Here is a 16,752-nt window from a genome sequence, read left to right as displayed (position 1 = left end):
CTGATTCCTTACGCTGATCGGGGCGCCCAGAACAGACGGAGATTGCCGGAAAATGAACAATCATACCGGGCTTTCAACAAAAGCGGCGATGGCGCTTGTGCTTGCCGCTATCACGGTTTCGGGCTGCGCCAGCGTGCGCAAGCCGATGACCTCGAGCCAGTATATGTCCGCCGAGGAGATCGCCAACCTGTCGCCTTCGCAGCGGCAGATGGCAAACTACAGGCTCGAAACGGCATTTCTGTCGCGGCCCGGCAACGTCAAATCGGGGATCGCCTGGTCCGAGTATTTGAAGGCGGAAGGCCGGTATTCCGAGGCCAATCTGGTGATGCGGGAGGTTGCTGCACGCAATCCCGATTCCGGTGACGCTCTGCTGTATTATGCCGGAACGCAGACTGCGCTGGGCTATTATCCCGACGCGCTGCGCACGATCCGCAACGCCGAGCAGATCGCCCCACGCGACTGGCGGACCTTTTCCCAGGAAGGTCTGATTCTCGATCAGATGGGTAAGCCGATGGAAGCACGCATGCGCTACCGTCAGGCTTTGGCGCTTTCACCGAAAAACCCGGAAGTCTTGTCCAATATGGCGGTTTCCTATGTCCTGACCCATGATTTGAATACGGCGGAAAATTATCTGCGCGAAGCAATTGCCCAGCGTGACGCCAGCTCCGAGGTGCGGATCAACCTTGCGCTTGTGCTTGCGCTGCAGGGCAAGGAACAGGAAGCTCAAAGGGTGGCGAGTGCCGGCGTTTCCGCCGAACAGGCACAAATCAACCTGGCAGCGCTTCAGGCCGCGACGGCACCCGGTGGCGCGTGGGAACAGTTTGTGGTTGGCGCCGACAGATAGAGCAATTCCGCTTTTCCCTGAATCACGAAATAGCTCTATCTCTTTGTTTTTACAGAATTCCTGACGGAAAACCGGTGCCCGTTTTTTCTGGAACTGCTCCAGGCGTGGGTGAAGGCGGTCGACCGAGGCGTTCTGCCGGTCGACCGTGTCAGGCCATCATCATGGCGACAAAGCGACTTGCAAGTCCAAAAAGCCCCGCCAGGCATGCAGCAGAAAACACCGTGCTTCCGGCGAGTGTAAGCCAGATCGCCCAGTTGGTGCTTTTATCGCGCGGATGTCTTGACAGATAGATCAGCTTTGCGTCAGCCGGTCGCCAATTGGCCATTCCTGACAGATACCCGTTTTCAGTAAATCGCCGCTTGTCGCCGACATTTTCAGCCGATGCCGTAGCAGCGAAACTCGGGCAATTTGAGGTTTGCCGTCCCATTGCCTCACTCCCTCGTTTTCCGTTCCTGCCCATGGGCAGAAAATTCTCCCGAAAGTGAGTATATGGGATTGTCTTCACAAAACTAGCATAATTTGTAAACCGGCAAGATCCGCCCCGGATTTCGGTGGATCGATTTCTTCCGGCCTCAATTTCCTCAACCTGAAAGGCGTGTCAGTTTTCTTCGCCGTCCGGCTTCGATTCGTCTTCTGTAACGGGGATGGCGTAGGACCCCGTCAGCCAACGGGAAAGGTCCAGTTCCCGGCAGCGGTTGCTGCAGAACGGGTAGTTCTCCCGGGTAGAGGGTCGACCGCATTCTGAGCATTTTCGGGGTTTTCTCAAAGGTTCGACGCGGGCGTCGTTTGCGTTACCCATGTTCGCTCCATTGCTCTGAAATGTCGCAGCCATGGCCGGAAAGCAATGTCTGCGTCTCAAAAAGCGGCAGGCCAACAACGGCGGAATAGGAACCGACAAGCCGCTCGATAAACGCGGCTGCAAGCCCCTGTATGGCATATGCGCCAGCCTTGCCACGCCACTCACCGGACGCGAGATAGGCGGTAATCTCTTTTTTGGAAAGGTTTTTGAAGGTCACGCGGGTTTCGACCACACGCAAACTGTCCGTCGTCTCTCCGGCCGCCCTGACACAAAGGCCGGTGAAGACCCGGTGATTGCGGCCCGAAAGCAGAGCAAGGCAGGATGACGCTTCATCCTCGCTCTCAGCCTTGGGCAGGATGCGCCGTCCTACGGCAACCACAGTGTCTGCGGAAAGCACGAGAGACCCACGCCAGCCCTCGTCAGTGGCGAGCGCCTCGGCAACCACGCAGGCTTTGCCGCGGGCAAGACGCCCGGCCAGCTGCCGCGGGGTTTCTTTCGCCGCCGGGGTTTCATCAATGTCGGCTGGATAGACCCGGTCGGGCGTCACCCCGATCTGGGCCAGCAGGTCCACACGGCGCGGCGATGCCGATGCCAGGACAAGTTTTGTCTTTGCCACGGTCAAGCCCGTTCCCGATCGGTCATGAGGGATCGCGCGCTTCTTACTTGAAGCGGTAGGTGATCCGGCCCTTGGTCAGGTCGTAAGGGGTCATTTCCACAAGTACCTTGTCACCAGCCAGAACACGAATGCGGTTCTTGCGCATACGGCCTGCGGTGTGAGCGATGATCTCGTGGTCGTTTTCAAGCTTCACCCGGAACGTCGCGTTCGGCAGAAGCTCGACGACGACGCCCGGAAATTCCAGTACTTCTTCTTTAGCCATCTATGTCGTTTCTTTTCTTCCATGCGTCCGGGTCCCAGAGCCTGGAACTGGCCGAACGCTGCTATCCCCCCAGGCCGTTGCCGGCAAAATAGACGGGATGCAGTTGCTTCATTTGTCTGCAGCGTATCGGCTGCGTTTTAAAACGCGCGGCGCTGCGGAATTGCGGCGGAACCTACACAATAGTTCAACGTTTGTGAACCTTGTTTGCTGCTGTCGTCGTTTTTTGTTCACGTGACGTTCGAAACAGCGGTGGATGCCGGTTCAACCGCGCCAATAGAGCACGCAGAACAGTGTGAAAAGGCGGCGTGCGGTGTCGAAATCAAGCTCGATCTTGCCGTTCAGCCTGTCCTGCAGTGTTTGCGAACCTTCGTTATGGACGCCGCGCCGGCCCATGTCGATGGCCTCGATCCGGCTCGGCGTCGCCGTCTTGATTGCCTCGTAATAGCTCTCGCAGATCATGAAATAGTCCTTCACGATCCGTCTGAAAGGGGTCAGCGAAAGGATGTGGGTCGCAACCTTGTCACCATTTTCCAGCGATATATCGAAGATCAGACGCTTTTCCATGATCGAGAGCGTCAGTTTGTACGGTCCGCCGTCATGGCCCACGGGTTTAAAAAGTTCTCTTCCAGTAGGTCAAATATGGCGACGGCGCGTTCGTGCTCGACATCGGGCGAGGCGCGGCCGATGCTCTCGTCGAGAACAACATCGCTCAGCCTGTATTCGCCCGTCGTCATGTCTATTCCTTGCGGTTGAGGCGGATTGCGACCGATCGTGCATGCGCGCCCAGTCCCTCGCATTCTGCAAGCTCAATGGCCGGCGGTGCAAGCATATTCAGCTGGTCGGGGCCCAGGCGAAGGATGGATGTACGCTTCATGAAGTCCAGAACACCCAGGCCTGAGGAGAAGCGAGCAGAGCGTGCGGTCGGCAGAACATGGTTCGAGCCGCCGACATAGTCGCCGATCGCCTCCGGGGTATAATGTCCGGCAAAGATCGCACCGGCATTGCGGACCTTCGGGATAAGGGCATCGGGATCATCAACGGCAAGCTCTAGGTGCTCCGGTGCGATCCTGTTGGCGAGCGTCAGTGCGGTGTCGAGGTCCGAGACGGTGATGATCGCCCCATAGTCGCGCCAGCTTGCGCCTGCGATCTCGCCGCGCGGCAGGGTCTTGAGCTGCCGTTCGACGGCTTGCTCCACGGCCTTGCCAAGGGCGGGGTCGGTGGTGATCAGGATCGACTGGGCTGCCGTGTCGTGCTCGGCCTGCGCCAGAAGGTCGGCAGCAATCCAGTCGGGATTGTTCTGGCCGTCGGCAATCACCAACACTTCTGAGGGGCCCGCGATCATATCGATGCCGACCGTGCCGAATACGGCGCGCTTGGCGGCTGCGACATAGGCATTGCCGGGCCCGACGATCTTGGAGACCGGGGCAATGGTTTCCGTGCCATAGGCAAGAGCGGCCACGGCCTGTGCACCGCCGATCCGGTAGATTTCGCTGACACCTGCGATCTTGGCGGCTGCCAGCACTGCCGGGTTGATCTTGCCCTTCATGGCAGGCACGACCATGACGATGCGCTCGACGCCGGCGACCTTTGCCGGCACGGCGTTCATCAGCACCGAGCTTGGATAGCTTGCCGTGCCGCCCGGCACGTAAAGCCCGACCGCTTCCACCGCCGTCCAGCGGTGTCCGAGACCGACGCCAATCTCATCCTCATAGAAATCATCGGGCGGGAGCTGGCGGGCATGGTGCTTGCGGATCCGCTCCTCGGCCAGAATGAGTGCATCAATGACCTTGGGGTCGACTGCCGCGATTGCCGTTTCCAGTTCCTCTGCTCCGACCCTCATCGGTGTGGCGGGATCAGACAAGTCGACGCCGTCAAACCGTGCGGAATATGCGGCCAGTGCTGCATTGCCGTTTGCGCGTACGTCGGCAAGGATTTCATCGACGGTATCGCCGACATCCTTGGAGACTTCGCGCTTCATCGAAAGCAGCGACCTGAAAGCGGTTTCGAAGCGATCTTCGGCTGCGTCGAGCCAGATGGCCATGTTTGCCTCACTCAATCAATTGGGAAAAGTCTGTCCTTGTCTTGCGGTTTGCCTCAGCGCGGATGGCGCGGTTTGCCGCGCGCTTCCCAGCTTGCCGAAAGATCGGCCAGCAGAACTTCGATACATTCCACATCCGCAACGATCTCGCCACCACCTGACAGCGTGATGATCAGTGAGCCTTCCGGGCCGTCACCGTTTTTTTCGAATTGCATCGAAAGCAGGTTGGAAACCTCGTCATCCGCTTTGCGGTCAAGCCCGATGCTGCGCACCGCATTGACCCGCTTGAAAACCAGCGCCGACCGTCGCCGCTCTGGCTTTTGAAGAAACCGCGCTTTTTCTCCCAGACGAAACGGTTGCACAGAAGCTGGAACTGACCCGCGACCCTGGAAAAGGTCACATCTCTGGACAGAAAAACGGCATCCTGAACATGCGCCGAGATGATGGCGAGGTCTTCTTCATCCAGCGCCATGAGCTTAAGTTGGTCGGTCGACATCGCACTTTTCCCGGCGGGTTCTCGTTTTGGAGCGTTTCAGGGCGATACGGAAACCGTTCGCTCTGTTGGTTCCAACCGAGATAAGCCCATGGCAGCCGTTTCGCAACCGCTGTGGCATCCGGTTTGTCGGTGTCGACAGGAAAATGGTGCCTGTAGCGGTGTCAGTCGCTGACGCGCTCGACAATGGCGCCACAGCGGGTGAGCTTTTCTTCCAGCCGCTCGAAGCCGCGATCAAGGTGGTAGACGCGCGACACAGTGGTTTCGCCCTTGGCCGCCAGTCCGGCGATAACAAGGGAGACCGAGGCGCGCAGATCTGTTGCCATCACCGGGGCTCCATGCAACTCGGATGCACCCTTGATTGTTGCGGTCTGGCCCGAAAGCGAAATGTCGGCGCCGAGACGGGCAAGTTCCTGAACATGCATGAACCGGTTTTCGAAAATCGTCTCGACAATGCGCGAGGTGCCCTTGGCGCGGGTCATCAGGGCCATGAACTGCGCCTGCAGGTCCGTCGGAAAGCCCGGATAGGGTTCTGTTGTAATGTCGACCGGGCGGATATCGTCGCCATGGCCGATGATATGGATGCCGGTTTCCGTGGGCGTGATTTCGGCGCCTGCTGCCCGGATCGCCTCGATTGCAGCGCTCAGGAGGGAAGCATCTGTGTTTTCCAGCGTGACCTCACCGCCAGCCATGGCAACGGCCATGGCATAGGTCCCGGTTTCGATCCGGTCTGGCAGCACGGTGTGGCGCGCGCCGGAAAGCGAGGTGACGCCATTAATGCTTATGGTGGGGGTGCCGGCACCTTCGATCTTCGCGCCCATGGCTTTCAGGCAATTGGCGAGGTCGACCACCTCCGGCTCGCGTGCAGAATTTTCCAGAACCGTGGTTCCGTTTGCAAGCGTTGCCGCCATCATCAGTGTGTGGGTCGCCCCGACAGACACCTTCGGGAACACATAATGGCGACCGACAAGCCCACCCTTCGGCGCTCTGGCCTCGACATAGCCCTGCTCGATCTCGATTTCGGCGCCCAGCGCCTTCAGCCCGTCGATGAAGAGGTCGACCGGCCGGGTGCCGATGGCGCAGCCGCCCGGTAGCGAAACCCGGGCAATGCCTTCACGCGCCAGAAGCGGACCGATGACCCAGAACGATGCGCGCATCTTGCGCACCAGGTCGTAAGAGGCGGTGGTTTCGGTAATCGTCGGGCAGTTGAAATGGATGGTGCGCGCATAGCCGTCGCTCTGGCGCTCGCGCCGGCCGTTGACGGAGATATCGACTCCATGATTGCCGAGAATGCGCATCAGAAGCTCGACATCGGCCAGATGCGGTACGTTTTCGAGCGTCAGTGTATCGCTGGTCAAAAGTGAGGATATGATCAGCGGCAGTGCCGCATTTTTCGCACCGGAAATGGGAATGACACCCTTCAAAGGGTTGCCGCCGACGACTCTGATTTGATCCATTCCACACTTTCCGGGAAATCCCGGCCTCTCCTTGAAGCTTAGGCGCGTCGCCTTAGACGAAACGCCCGCCATGATCAATCGCAATGGTTGATAAGTTGTTGAACGAGGCCGGTCAAAGCAGTGAAAAGTGGCAAGCGCGTGTTCGGCTTTTCTAAATTTCGGCGTGTGACTTCCGGATCCGGGCTGCCCGCCCGGCTTTCTCAGTCCTTGCCGGTGGTCTTCGAGGCCGGAAGCCCGTCGGTTTCATCTGCCTCGCCCTTACGGCGTGCGCGTGACTGCTGTTTGCGGCGCATCAGGTTTTCACGCAGTTGCTGTGCCGCGCGTTCCTTGCGAAGTGCTTCCGTATCTGGCTTTTTTTCTGTGGCCCGGCGTCACGCATTCCGCCATACCCTCCTGAAACAGACTTGCCGCCGAAATGGCGGTTATGGGAAAAGAATTGTGATTATCGTCTTGCACTCGCAGCGGAGCTATGGCAATAGCCCGCTTGCCTGCACCGAACGGTGCCGGACGATTCCGCCAGACGGAAACGGGCTGCCGTAGCTCAGGGGTAGAGCACTCCCTTGGTAAGGGAGAGGCCGAGAGTTCGAATCTCTCCGGCAGCACCAGTTTTTTATTTCGCTTCGCCGAAGCCAGCCGACATTTCGAATCAAGATAGTGTTTGTGTCGTTCGTCGACCGCACCAGATCGTTTGTTGTGTGATCTGTTTCCTTTCGGTCGTTATCGAAGGCGGGCAGCCCCTTCGAGGTTCGTGCTTTCAAATACCGGAAACGCCCCATGGTCGCCCTTTTTGTGCCCCGCAGAAACAACAAGCGCGAAATGGCGAGAGATTGAACTTAATTTTCTAGCGATGGCCGGTTACGGCGAACCGTTTTCTTGGATTGGGGCCTCAACTTTCCTAATTTCGGCCACAGTTCGAAACACGAAAGAATGGTTTCCCAATGAGAAAAACACTCTTCGCCGCACTCGGCGCCGCTCTCCTCCTGACCGCCGGTGCGCCCGCCAAAGCGGACGATCAGGTGGAAATTCTGAACGTGTCCTATGACATTGCGCGGGAACTCTACGCGACCATCAACCCGGCCTTTGCCGAATACTGGAAGAACGAGACCGGACAGGATGTGACCATCAAGCAGTCGCATGCTGGCTCCTCCAAGCAGGCTCGCGCCATCCTTCAGGGGCTGAAGGCTGACCTCGTGACCTTCAATCAGGTGCTTGACGTTCAGATCCTGGCCGACAAGGGCTTTGTCGCCGAGGACTGGCAGCAGGCGCTGCCGAACAATGCTTCGCCCTATTACTCGCTGCCGGCCTTTCTGGTGCGTGAGGGCAATCCGAAGGATATCAAGGACTGGGACGATCTCGCCCGCGACGATGTCCAGTTGGTGTTCCCCAACCCGAAGACCTCGGGTAATGCCCGTTACACCTATCTGGCTGCCTATGCCTACGGGCTTGAAAAGTTCGGTGGCGATGATGCCAAGGCCCGTGAATTCGTCGGCGATGTGATTGGCAATGTTGCCGTTTTCGACACGGGTGGCCGTGGCGCGACCACCACCTTTGTCGAACGCGGTATCGGCGATGTGCTGATCACTTTCGAGGCTGAGGTCGAAAATATTCGCGCCCAGTATGGCGAGGACGAATATCTGCGCGTCGTGCCGTCGATCTCGCTTCTGGCCGAATTTCCGGTTGCTGTTGTTCAAAAGGTTGCCGAGCAGCGCGGGACGCAGGACGTCTCCAAGGCCTATCTCGAGTTCCTTTACACCGAGCAGGGCCAGGAAATCGTCGCATCGTTCAACAACCGTGTCCACAACCCGGAAGTGAAGGCTCAATACGCCGACAAGTTTCCAGAGGTGAAGCTGGTGACGGTTGAGGAGATATTCGGCGGTTGGGGCGAGGCCAACGAAACTCACTTCAGCGATGGTGGCGTGCTCGACCAGATCCAGGCCGGCAACTGAGCCTGAACCGCTGACAATCCGGGGCCTGCGCCTTGGCGCGGGTCTCTTGCCTTTTTACAATCGATGTGGTGCATCGTGCCGTCACATCAATCAGGGCCATCATGTCGACCTCGATTTCACACGCCAGCCGTCAGCGATCGTCCGCCCGACGGGTTATTCCCGGTTTCGGGCTGACGCTCGGCGTCACGCTGCTGTTCGTCTGCCTGATCATTCTGCTGCCGTTGAGCGCCCTGTTCTTTCAGCTCGGCCAGCTTGGATTTGCAGATTACTGGCGCATTATCTCGTCGGACCGTACGCTGGCTGCGTTTCGGGTGACGATTTCTGCGGCCCTGATGGCGACGGTGTTCAATGCCTGTTTCGGCCTGCTGCTCGCCTGGGTGATCGTGCGTTATAAATTCCCCGGCAAGCGCTTGCTGGACGCGCTGATCGATCTGCCATTTGCCCTGCCTACCGCTGTTGCCGGTATCGCGCTTGTCGCTCTTTACGACCGCAATGGCTGGATGGGAATGCTGCTGGCCGAGATGAACATCAAGGTCGCCTATACCTGGTGGGGCATCGCAATTGCCATGACGTTTACCTCGGTGCCTTTTGGGGTGCGGACGGTGCAACCGGTCATGGAAAGTCTCAAACTCGATATCGAAGAGGCCGCGCAGACGCTTGGCGCGCGCGACATCCAAGTGTTTCGTCACATTATTTTTCCGCAGCTCTGGCCGAGTTTCATCATGGGCGCGTCGCTGGCTTTTGCCCGGTCGCTCGGGGAGTTCGGTGCGGTTATCTTTATTGCCGGTAATATGCCCTACAAGACCGAAATTGCCTCGCTTTTGATCATGATACGGCTGGATGAGTATGATTTCCCGGCCGCCAGCGCGATTGCGGGAACACTGCTTCTGCTGGCGCTTGTTGTGCTGGTTCTCGCCAATATAGCCACGGGCCGCGCCGGTCGGCACCTTTCAAGGGGAGGCTAAGGGATGGCAATTGCAACCATGCATCCTCAGGTGCGCGCCTTGATGCGCCGCCGCCGTGCCAAGCGATTGGCGCTTGTCATCGTCGCCGTGGCCTTTGCGTCGCTGGTCATGGGACTGCCGAGCCTTGCGATTTTCGTACGCGCCTTTTCCGAAGGTGTCGGGGTCTATCTTTCCAGTATCACTGAGCCGGAAACCCGTCATGCCATCCTGCTGACGGTGATCACCGCGCTGATCGCGTTGCCGATCAATATGGTGTTTGGTATCTCCGCCGCATGGGCGGTGACGCGGTTCCGTTTCCCCGGACGCCGGGCGCTTGTTACCATTATCGAATTGCCTTTTTCGATATCGCCGATCGTTGCCGGTCTCTGCTATCTTCTGGTCTATGGTTCGACCGGGCTTGTCGGCGGGTTTCTCGACCAGTGGAACATTCAGCTGATGTTCAATCTGACAGGCATCGTGCTGGTCTCGCTGTTTGTGACCTGCCCCTTCGTTGCCCGTGAGCTTATTCCGCTGATGGAGATTAGCGGGCGCGATCAGGAAGAAGCAGCGCTGACACTCGGGGCCAATGGTTGGCAGACGTTCTTCTACGTGACGCTGCCCAATATCCGCTGGGCGCTGCTTTACGGTGCGATCCTTGCCAATGCCCGCGTGATCGGCGAATTCGGCGCCGTCAGCGTGGTTTCCGGCAATATTCGCGGCGAGACGATGACGCTGCCGCTGCAGGTTCAGCTTCTCTATGACGACTACAATGTTGCTGGCGCCTTTGCCGCAGCCACCATCCTCGCCGTGATTGCCGTGATCACGCTGATCCTGCGCGCGGTGATTGAATCGCGCCATCCCAATGTCCACTGAGATCAACCGGGAGACCGATCATGGGTCTTGAGATCGAAAATGTTTCGAAATCCTATGGCAGCAACCTGGTGCTGGATGCTGTCGATCTGGATGTTCAACCCGGTGAGTTTGTCGCGCTTTTGGGGCCTTCAGGCTCCGGCAAGACAACGCTTTTACGGATTATTGCCGGGCTGCAGTTTGCAGAAGGCGGCAGGCTGGTGATGGAGGGCGAGGATATTACCGGGCTTGAGGCGCGGCTTCGCCGCTTCGGAATGGTGTTTCAAAGCTACGCACTGTTTGAGCATATGAGTGTTGCAGACAATACCGCTTTCGGTCTTAAGATGCGTCCGCGTGGCAGCAGGCCATCGCGCAGTGGAATTGGCGAGAGGGTGAAAACGCTCCTCGATATGGCCGAGATCGGGCATCTTGCCGAGCGGTATCCCTCGCAGCTTTCCGGCGGTCAGCGCCAGCGTGTTGCGCTGGCACGCGCGCTGGCCATCGAGCCGCGCCTGCTGTTGCTGGATGAGCCTTTTTCCGCGCTCGATACCAAGATCCGCAAGGGGCTGCGCTCGGCGCTCAGGGATTTGCAGAGGAAGGTCGGTATTTCCGCCATTCTGGTAACGCACGATCAGGAAGAGGCTTTCGAAATCGCAGACCGGATTGCGGTGATGTCGGAAGGCCGTATCGAGCAATTCGGCACGGCCGAAGAGCTGTTACGCACGCCAGCTAGCCCCTTCGTTGCTGAGTTTCTGGAAGGCATGGCGAATTATGAAAATCAGGGCGCCGGTATTTAAGCGGCGAATGGCCTGCACTTAGAGCCCCAGCTCATGCCACATACGGTCAACGCTTTCGGTCACGTCATCAGGCATTTTAAGGACCTCGCCCCATTCACGGTCGGTCTCAGGGCCGATCTTGTTTGTTGCATCCAGACCCAACTTGCCGCCAAGGCCGGGCTTGGGCGAGGCAAAGTCGAGATAGTCGACGGGCGTGCTTTCCAACAGCAGCGTATCGCGGGAGGCATCAAAGCGGGTGGCGAGCGCCCACATCACATCTTTCCAGTCGCGTACATTGATATCCGGATCGACCACAATGATCAGCTTGGTCATGTTGAACTGCGATAGCATCGACCATAAGCCCATCATCACCCGGCGCGCCTGACCGGCATAGCGCTTGTCGATGGCAATCACGATAGCGCGGTAGGAGCAAGCCTCGGGCGGCAGGTAAATATCGGTGATTTCTGCAAATTGTTGTTTGACGAGCGGGATGAACAGCTCGTTCATGGCCTCTCCCAAAACGGACGGCTCGTCCGGCGGGCGGCCGGTATAGGTTGACAGGTAAATAGGCTTGCGGCGCATGGTAATTGCCGTAATCGTGACCACGGGAAAACGCTCGATTGCGTTAAAATAGCCGGTGTGGTCGCCATATGGCCCTTCATTGGCTTCCTCGGAGATTGAGACGGTGCCTTCCAGCACGATTTCTGCATTGGCAGGGATGGAAAGTGGCTGCGTGAGGGCAGGGGCTATCCGGGTTTTGCGGCCTCTTAAAACGCCTGCAAAATCAAGCTCGCTCATGTCTTCAGGCAATGGCATCACAGCAGACAGGATCGTGGCAGGGTCTGTGCCAATCGCGATTGCGACCGGCATGTCCTTGCCTGACTTTTGCCAGGAGCGAAAATGTTTGGCACCGCCGCGCTGCGATAACCAGCGCATGATCAGCCTGTTCTTGCCCAAAACCTGCATGCGATAAATGCCGACATTGGCCGGGCCTGCCGGGCCGGATTTCTCACAATCGCGGGTGATGACCAGCGGCCATGACACCAGCGGCGCCGGTTCACCCGGCCAGCACCATTGGATCGGCAACCGACCGAGATCAACCTCGTCTCCGCGCCAGACGACGTCCTGACAGGGCGGTCGGTTCTCATCTTTTACACCAAGCGAAAGTGCTGATCGTAGCAGGGGAAGACTGCCCATCGCTTCCTTGAGGCTTGCTGGCGGATGCGGAGATTTAAGTTCGCCCAGAAGCGCTGCCAGATTTCCGATCCCACCTTCAGTTTGTCCAAATCCCCATTCAATCCGTTCCCTTGTTCCGAACAGATTGGCCAGAAGCGGAATGTCGCTGATTCGCCCATCGTCATGAACCGGTTTTTCAAACAGCAGCGCCGGGCCGCCCGTTGCAAGCACACGGCGATGGATTTCGGTGATCTCGTGTTTGAGTAAAACAGGCTTTGAAATACGCTTCAGCTGCCCATGGTTTTCAAGCGTCTTTAGGAAATCCTGTAACCCGTCATAGCGGTGCGGCGGCGTTTGTTTTTTCATCTGCTTTCATTGACGTTCGCAAAAGCGAAGGTCTTTGCGCTAGCTCAAATCGGAGCGGTCCCACTGTCGATAGTTTGCAGCCAACAAGGCTTAACAAAAGGCAGAACTGATGAGGCTCCCGCCCGCACTCGCCATCCCCTTCGATCTTGTGCCGGTACCGATTGCCGAGCGCACCGCCAATATGCTGCTGCAGCGGCTGATGCGCCGGCATCCCGGTATTTTCGAGCGTCTGGGCGAACACAAGTCCAAACGCTTTGGGTTTCGGCCGATCGACCTTCCCTTCGTTTTTGTCGTTGCCCCGGCGGAAGAGGAAGTGACCGTGCTGCGTGGCGATGCCGAAGACGGCGCCGATGCGGCCGTCGAGGGGCCGTTCTTCATGCTGCTGGCTCTGATGGAAGGCCGGTTGGACGGTGATGCACTGTTCTTCTCGCGAGACCTTGCAATCTCGGGCGATATGGAAGCCATGCTGGCGCTGAGAAACGCGCTTGATGATTGCGAAATCGATCTGCCGACTGATCTTTCGACACTTGCAGGCCCGTTTGCACCGGTCGTTGCCCGTACGGCAGCGCGCATTCGTGGCAAGGTGCTGTTCGAGGAGCCGCGTTCATGGAGCTGATCTGCCCCGCCGGAACCCCCTCTGCCTTCCGCGCCGCCGTCGATGCCGGCGCCGACGCGGTCTATTGTGGTTTTCGCGACGAGACCAACGCCCGCAACTTCCCTGGACTGAATTTTTCGCGTGAGGAACTGGGCGAGGCGATTGCCTATGCCCATTGTCACGGCTCAAAGGTTCTGGTCGCGCTCAACACCTTCATGCGCGCCGGTGCCGAGGAGATCTGGTATGAGGGGGCTCGCGAGGCCTCCCGGCTTGGGGCGGATGCGCTGATCCTGGCCGATATGGGACTGATGGCCTATGTCACCGAGAACCTTCCCGAACAGCGTTTGCATGTCTCTGTGCAGGCCTCTGCCTCGAATGCAGATGCGATCAGCTTTCTGGTTGATGCCTTCGGCGCCAAACGCGTTGTCCTGCCGCGCACGCTGACGATTGACGATATCGCCAGGATTTCCAAAGCCGTGACCTGCGAGATCGAGGTCTTCGTGTTCGGTGGCCTTTGTGTGATGGCGGAAGGGCGGTGTGCGCTGTCTTCCTACGCCACCGGCAAGTCGCCGAACATGAACGGTGTCTGCTCGCCGGCCAGCCATGTGCGCTATCGCCGCGAGGATAATGAGATGGTGTCTGAGCTCGGCGGCTATACGATCAACCGCTTTGGCAATGATGAGCCGGCTGGCTACCCGACGCTCTGCAAGGGCCGGTTCGATATCGGCGAGGCCTGCGGCTATGCGTTCGAAGATCCGGTTTCGCTCGATGTCATGAGTGAGATCGATGCCCTGAGGGCCGCCGGTGTGTCGGCGCTCAAGATCGAAGGGCGCCAGCGCGGCAAGGCCTATGTCGCCGAAGTCGTATCGACGCTGAAGGCTGCACTCGATGCCGACCCCGAACGCCGTGCCGTGTTGCTGTCGCGGCTTCGCGGCCTTTCGGAAGGGCAGAAGACAACGTCGGGAGCCTATGAAAAGAAATGGCGATAAGGGGGAGATGAAATGACCAGCACAGAACTCACGCTCGGACCGGTCTATTATCTCTGGGACGGACCGAAATGGCGCGACTTTTATTTCCGGATTGCCGATGAGGCGCCGGTTTCGCGTGTCATTGTCGGCGAAACCGTTTGTTCCAAGCGCCAGCATCTCGTCGACCCCTACATGGATGCGGTGACCGAACGGCTGGAAGCTGCCGGCAAGGAGGTCGTGGTCTCCACCTATGCGCTCGTGACCCTGATGCGCGAGACGAAGAAGTTGCGCGCGCTCGCAGCCAATGGTGATCGGCTGGTCGAGGTGAACGACCTGTCTGCCTTCATGTATCTCGACAGTCGTCCCCACACGGTCGGGCCGCTCGTCAATGTCTACAACGCTGCCACCGCAAGGCTTCTGAAGACCCGCGGCGCAACCACCCTCTGTCTGCCGCCGGAATTGCCGATGAGTTCCATCACGGCGATTGCAGTAGGTGATCCGGGTGTCGAGCTCGAGATCTTCGCCTTCGGGCGTGTTCCGCTTGCCATCTCTGCCCGCTGCGCCCATGCGCGCTCGAAGAACAAGATCAAGGATAATTGCCAGTTCGTCTGCGCGGAGGATCCGGACGGGCTTGATGTGCGCACGCTCGACCGCCAGCCGTTCCTCAGTCTCAACGGCGTCCAGACCATGTCGCACACTTGTCAGGCGCTTCTTGGGGAACTGGACGCATTGCGGTCCGCCGGCGTCTCCCGCTTCCGCCTGTCTCCGCAAAACTGTGACATGGTCGCGGTTGCGGAGGTTTATCGCGCCGTGCTGGATGGCAGCTTGGATGTGGAGACGGGCAAGGCGCGGCTGACCGCAATCTATCCGGATGTCCCGCTGTCCAACGGTTTTCTCTATGGCAAGGAAGGCGCGGCGTTTGTGGAGCACGCCGCTGATAGCTGAACCGGTCAGCCGGTCATCGAAGCGGCAAACAGCGTCAGGCCCATCAGCATGACCAGAAACGCACCGCCGATCTCGATGGTGCGGCCGATGACGGTGGCGCGGTGCGAACCGTGGCCGGCAAGCCGGATGGCAAGGCCCTTGGCTGACACGGCGATGATGGCGAGTGCCGAAACGGTAATCGCGGTGCCGATGGCCATGGCGAAGACCGAGGCGATGCCGCCGAGGATCAGTCCGTTCAACAGGGCGAAGGTCAGCACGATCAGTGCTCCCGAGCAGGGGCGCATGCCGATGGCAAGGATTGCCGCACCGGCGCTTTTCCAGTTGAAAGTCCTGCCGCCCAGTGTTGAAGGTTCGGGCATGTGGGCGTGACCACAGCCACAATCAGGGCCATGAACATGGTCATGTTCATGATGCGCGTGCGTGTGGTGATCGGTTTCGTGATGATCATGGTCAATATGCGCGCCGGCCGTTGCCGGCGCGTGGCCCTGATGGCCTGTCATCAGCGGGCGCGATTTGGTAAAAACCAGCCAGGCGCCGAAACCCGCGATCAGCAGAAAGCTTGCCCGCTCCATGAACAGCGTGGCGTCGCCCATGGAAACGGCGGTGCCGCGCAACAGCAGATAGGCAGTGCCGACCAGAAGTACGGCCATGAGCCCCTGGGCAAGCGACGCCAGCAGCGAAATCATGATCCCACGCTTCAGCTCGGTTTCATTGGCGATCATGTAGGAGGAGATCACCGCCTTGCCATGGCCGGGGCCTGCGGCATGGAACACGCCATAGGCGAAAGAAAGCCCCACCAGACCCAGAACCTTGAAAGGGTCGTCCTGCATCGCTTTCAGCGCTCCGGTCAGCGCCCGGTAGAATTGCTGCTGATAATGATTGATGGTGATCAGCATGCCCTGAAACGGCCCGAACGACGAGGAAAACGAAGGTTCCGACGCGCCGATACCGAGCGGAGACTGCGCCGCGGCGAATTTTGCGCCGGCGACAAAGGCAAGGACGATCAGGAAAACGGCAAGGAGAGGGCGTGTTATTCGCATGTGATGTCCAGCTTGGTGGCAAACAGCTTGCTCATGTCGGTCGGGTCATTGAAGAAGGCGGCGGTGAGACTGTCCGAATTCTCGGAGAGGATTTCGTCCGCATCCGGCCGCAGCACGTTTTCCTTGCATTTATCGAAGGCCTTGCCCTCGATCACCAGATCGCTGTCATTGCGGAAATCGATGGCGGTGTACATCGTCGGGTCATAAACGCCGAAGGTCAGGTGTCCCGAAAGCGGCAGCGGGTTTTCGGGTTTCGCGGCGAAGAACAGGAGCAATTGTCCGTCGACCATGTCGGCATGGATGACGTCGGGCATGGCGAGCTTCACGTCCTCACCATTGGCTGTGATCTGCGTATAGTAATTGTACTCGGCCAGCGACTGGCGCACGGTTTCGCCGATTTCCGTCAACTCGTCGCCTGTCAGTTGATTGTCGAGATTGGTGTCGTAGTCGAGGATGACAGAGGAAGAGAAGAATTCGTCGAAGCGCCAGACATTCTGGAGAGCGGTCACATTGCCATCGTCACCGGCGACCACTTCGAGCCGTGCGTCAACAAAAACATGGGGGTGGGCAAGCACGGGGCTGGAAGCCCCTGTGGCAAAAACGAGGCCGTAAAGCGCTGCTTTAAGTCTCAAATTATC

At 58.8% G+C, this 16,752-nt stretch carries 17 protein-coding genes, 1 tRNA gene and 2 pseudogenes; 9 read left to right on the top strand and 11 right to left on the bottom strand.

From position 1 onward, the window contains the following. Positions 1-52 precede the first annotated feature (52 nt). Entirely contained in the window at positions 53-844 is a 792-nt protein-coding gene (locus tag AC0L7L_RS15395) for a tetratricopeptide repeat protein (RefSeq protein WP_272212893.1), read from the top strand. 148 nt (positions 845-992) lie between these two features. Here AC0L7L_RS15395 and AC0L7L_RS15390 read toward each other — a convergent pair whose 3' ends face one another. From AC0L7L_RS15390 to murA, 8 genes and pseudogenes are all read right to left on the bottom strand, one after another. Next, the gene (locus AC0L7L_RS15390; RefSeq protein ID WP_473509919.1) at positions 993-1,271 is read right to left on the bottom strand and encodes a hypothetical protein; all 279 of its coding nucleotides are present in this window, start codon (positions 1,269-1,271) and stop codon (positions 993-995) included. Between the two features lie 171 nt (positions 1,272-1,442). Next, positions 1,443-1,643: a DNA gyrase inhibitor YacG gene (gene yacG, locus AC0L7L_RS15385; protein ID WP_272212892.1), complete on the bottom strand. Its 201-nt coding sequence runs from the start codon at positions 1,641-1,643 to the stop codon at positions 1,443-1,445. Next, positions 1,636-2,259 (bottom strand): Maf family nucleotide pyrophosphatase, encoded by a 624-nt coding sequence (locus AC0L7L_RS15380; RefSeq protein ID WP_473509917.1) that lies wholly within the window; start codon positions 2,257-2,259, stop codon positions 1,636-1,638. The genes yacG and AC0L7L_RS15380 overlap by 8 nt, the downstream gene beginning before the upstream one ends. A 43-nt stretch (positions 2,260-2,302) precedes the next feature. Next, positions 2,303-2,521, bottom strand: a complete 219-nt coding sequence (gene infA / locus AC0L7L_RS15375; protein ID WP_024708546.1) for a translation initiation factor IF-1 — start codon at positions 2,519-2,521, stop codon at positions 2,303-2,305. Positions 2,522-2,782: 261 nt separating this feature from the next. Next, positions 2,783-3,255, bottom strand: a pseudogene (locus AC0L7L_RS15370) (UPF0262 family protein). 2 nt (positions 3,256-3,257) lie between these two features. Next, a complete protein-coding gene (gene hisD / locus AC0L7L_RS15365) occupies positions 3,258-4,562 on the bottom strand; it encodes a histidinol dehydrogenase (protein WP_272212891.1) in 1,305 nt (434 codons plus the stop codon). A 53-nt stretch (positions 4,563-4,615) separates the two neighbouring features. Continuing rightward, positions 4,616-5,055, bottom strand: a pseudogene (locus tag AC0L7L_RS15360) (DUF2948 family protein). Between the two features lie 161 nt (positions 5,056-5,216). Continuing rightward, positions 5,217-6,509, bottom strand: a complete 1,293-nt coding sequence (murA, locus tag AC0L7L_RS15355; protein WP_272212889.1) for a UDP-N-acetylglucosamine 1-carboxyvinyltransferase — start codon at positions 6,507-6,509, stop codon at positions 5,217-5,219. 530 nt (positions 6,510-7,039) lie between these two features. On the opposite strand from murA, the gene AC0L7L_RS15350 reads away from it, so the two are divergent. The 5 genes from AC0L7L_RS15350 to AC0L7L_RS15330 all read left to right on the top strand — a co-directional run bounded on the left by AC0L7L_RS15350 (position 7,040) and on the right by AC0L7L_RS15330 (position 11,045). Beyond that, positions 7,040-7,114: transfer RNA gene (locus tag AC0L7L_RS15350), tRNA-Thr, on the top strand. 333 nt (positions 7,115-7,447) lie between these two features. Next, a complete protein-coding gene (gene cysP / locus AC0L7L_RS15345) occupies positions 7,448-8,455 on the top strand; it encodes a thiosulfate ABC transporter substrate-binding protein CysP (RefSeq protein WP_473509914.1) in 1,008 nt (335 codons plus the stop codon). A 101-nt stretch (positions 8,456-8,556) separates the two neighbouring features. Then, entirely contained in the window at positions 8,557-9,420 is an 864-nt protein-coding gene (gene cysT / locus AC0L7L_RS15340) for a sulfate ABC transporter permease subunit CysT (RefSeq protein WP_473509912.1), read from the top strand. An 18-nt stretch (positions 9,421-9,438) separates the two neighbouring features. Beyond that, entirely contained in the window at positions 9,439-10,272 is an 834-nt protein-coding gene (gene cysW / locus AC0L7L_RS15335; RefSeq protein WP_473513953.1) for a sulfate ABC transporter permease subunit CysW, read from the top strand. 20 nt (positions 10,273-10,292) lie between these two features. Further along, complete coding sequence (locus tag AC0L7L_RS15330) at positions 10,293-11,045, top strand: ABC transporter ATP-binding protein (RefSeq protein ID WP_272212887.1); 753 nt, start codon at positions 10,293-10,295, stop codon at positions 11,043-11,045. Between the two features lie 18 nt (positions 11,046-11,063). Here the strand turns inward: AC0L7L_RS15330 and AC0L7L_RS15325 are convergent, their stop codons facing one another. Then, positions 11,064-12,566: a UbiD family decarboxylase gene (locus AC0L7L_RS15325; protein WP_473509910.1), complete on the bottom strand. Its 1,503-nt coding sequence runs from the start codon at positions 12,564-12,566 to the stop codon at positions 11,064-11,066. A 106-nt stretch (positions 12,567-12,672) separates the two neighbouring features. Here AC0L7L_RS15325 and ubiT point away from each other — a divergent pair, with 106 nt between their 5' ends. From ubiT to ubiV, 3 genes are read left to right on the top strand one after another with little or no spacing between them, the layout of a single operon-like run. Continuing rightward, a complete protein-coding gene (ubiT, locus tag AC0L7L_RS15320; protein ID WP_473513951.1) occupies positions 12,673-13,182 on the top strand; it encodes a ubiquinone anaerobic biosynthesis accessory factor UbiT in 510 nt (169 codons plus the stop codon). Next, the gene (gene ubiU, locus AC0L7L_RS15315) at positions 13,173-14,150 is read left to right on the top strand and encodes a ubiquinone anaerobic biosynthesis protein UbiU (protein ID WP_473509908.1); all 978 of its coding nucleotides are present in this window, start codon (positions 13,173-13,175) and stop codon (positions 14,148-14,150) included. The genes ubiT and ubiU overlap by 10 nt, the downstream gene beginning before the upstream one ends. Before the next feature lie 12 nt (positions 14,151-14,162). Continuing rightward, the gene (ubiV, locus tag AC0L7L_RS15310) at positions 14,163-15,074 is read left to right on the top strand and encodes a ubiquinone anaerobic biosynthesis protein UbiV (protein WP_272212884.1); all 912 of its coding nucleotides are present in this window, start codon (positions 14,163-14,165) and stop codon (positions 15,072-15,074) included. A gap of 5 nt (positions 15,075-15,079) precedes the next feature. Here the strand turns inward: ubiV and AC0L7L_RS15305 are convergent, their stop codons facing one another. Next, positions 15,080-16,114, bottom strand: a complete 1,035-nt coding sequence (locus AC0L7L_RS15305) for a nickel/cobalt transporter (protein WP_272212883.1) — start codon at positions 16,112-16,114, stop codon at positions 15,080-15,082. Beyond that, complete coding sequence (locus AC0L7L_RS15300) at positions 16,105-16,746, bottom strand: DUF1007 family protein (protein WP_473509906.1); 642 nt, start codon at positions 16,744-16,746, stop codon at positions 16,105-16,107. The genes AC0L7L_RS15305 and AC0L7L_RS15300 overlap by 10 nt, the downstream gene beginning before the upstream one ends. Positions 16,747-16,752: the final 6 nt, after the last annotated feature.

The sequence above is a fragment of the Martelella sp. K41-7 genome (assembly GCF_055808365.1).
This window is presented reverse-complemented; position numbering and strand designations above follow the sequence as displayed.

What these genes read in the sequence shown, in the direction of transcription:
- cysT (WP_473509912.1), top strand. Translation starts at nt 8,557, where the DNA reads ATGTCGACCTCGATTTCACACGCCAGCCGTCAGCGATCGTCCGCCCGA.
- AC0L7L_RS15390 (WP_473509919.1), bottom strand. Translation starts at nt 1,271, where the DNA reads ATGGGACGGCAAACCTCAAATTGCCCGAGTTTCGCTGCTACGGCATCG.
- AC0L7L_RS15305 (WP_272212883.1), bottom strand. Translation starts at nt 16,114, where the DNA reads ATGCGAATAACACGCCCTCTCCTTGCCGTTTTCCTGATCGTCCTTGCC.
- murA (WP_272212889.1), bottom strand. Translation starts at nt 6,509, where the DNA reads ATGGATCAAATCAGAGTCGTCGGCGGCAACCCTTTGAAGGGTGTCATT.
- infA (WP_024708546.1), bottom strand. Translation starts at nt 2,521, where the DNA reads ATGGCTAAAGAAGAAGTACTGGAATTTCCGGGCGTCGTCGTCGAGCTT.
- ubiV (WP_272212884.1), top strand. Translation starts at nt 14,163, where the DNA reads ATGACCAGCACAGAACTCACGCTCGGACCGGTCTATTATCTCTGGGAC.
- AC0L7L_RS15325 (WP_473509910.1), bottom strand. Translation starts at nt 12,566, where the DNA reads ATGAAAAAACAAACGCCGCCGCACCGCTATGACGGGTTACAGGATTTC.
- AC0L7L_RS15330 (WP_272212887.1), top strand. Translation starts at nt 10,293, where the DNA reads ATGGGTCTTGAGATCGAAAATGTTTCGAAATCCTATGGCAGCAACCTG.
- cysW (WP_473513953.1), top strand. Translation starts at nt 9,439, where the DNA reads ATGCATCCTCAGGTGCGCGCCTTGATGCGCCGCCGCCGTGCCAAGCGA.
- AC0L7L_RS15395 (WP_272212893.1), top strand. Translation starts at nt 53, where the DNA reads ATGAACAATCATACCGGGCTTTCAACAAAAGCGGCGATGGCGCTTGTG.
- ubiU (WP_473509908.1), top strand. Translation starts at nt 13,173, where the DNA reads ATGGAGCTGATCTGCCCCGCCGGAACCCCCTCTGCCTTCCGCGCCGCC.
- hisD (WP_272212891.1), bottom strand. Translation starts at nt 4,562, where the DNA reads ATGGCCATCTGGCTCGACGCAGCCGAAGATCGCTTCGAAACCGCTTTC.
- yacG (WP_272212892.1), bottom strand. Translation starts at nt 1,643, where the DNA reads ATGGGTAACGCAAACGACGCCCGCGTCGAACCTTTGAGAAAACCCCGA.
- cysP (WP_473509914.1), top strand. Translation starts at nt 7,448, where the DNA reads ATGAGAAAAACACTCTTCGCCGCACTCGGCGCCGCTCTCCTCCTGACC.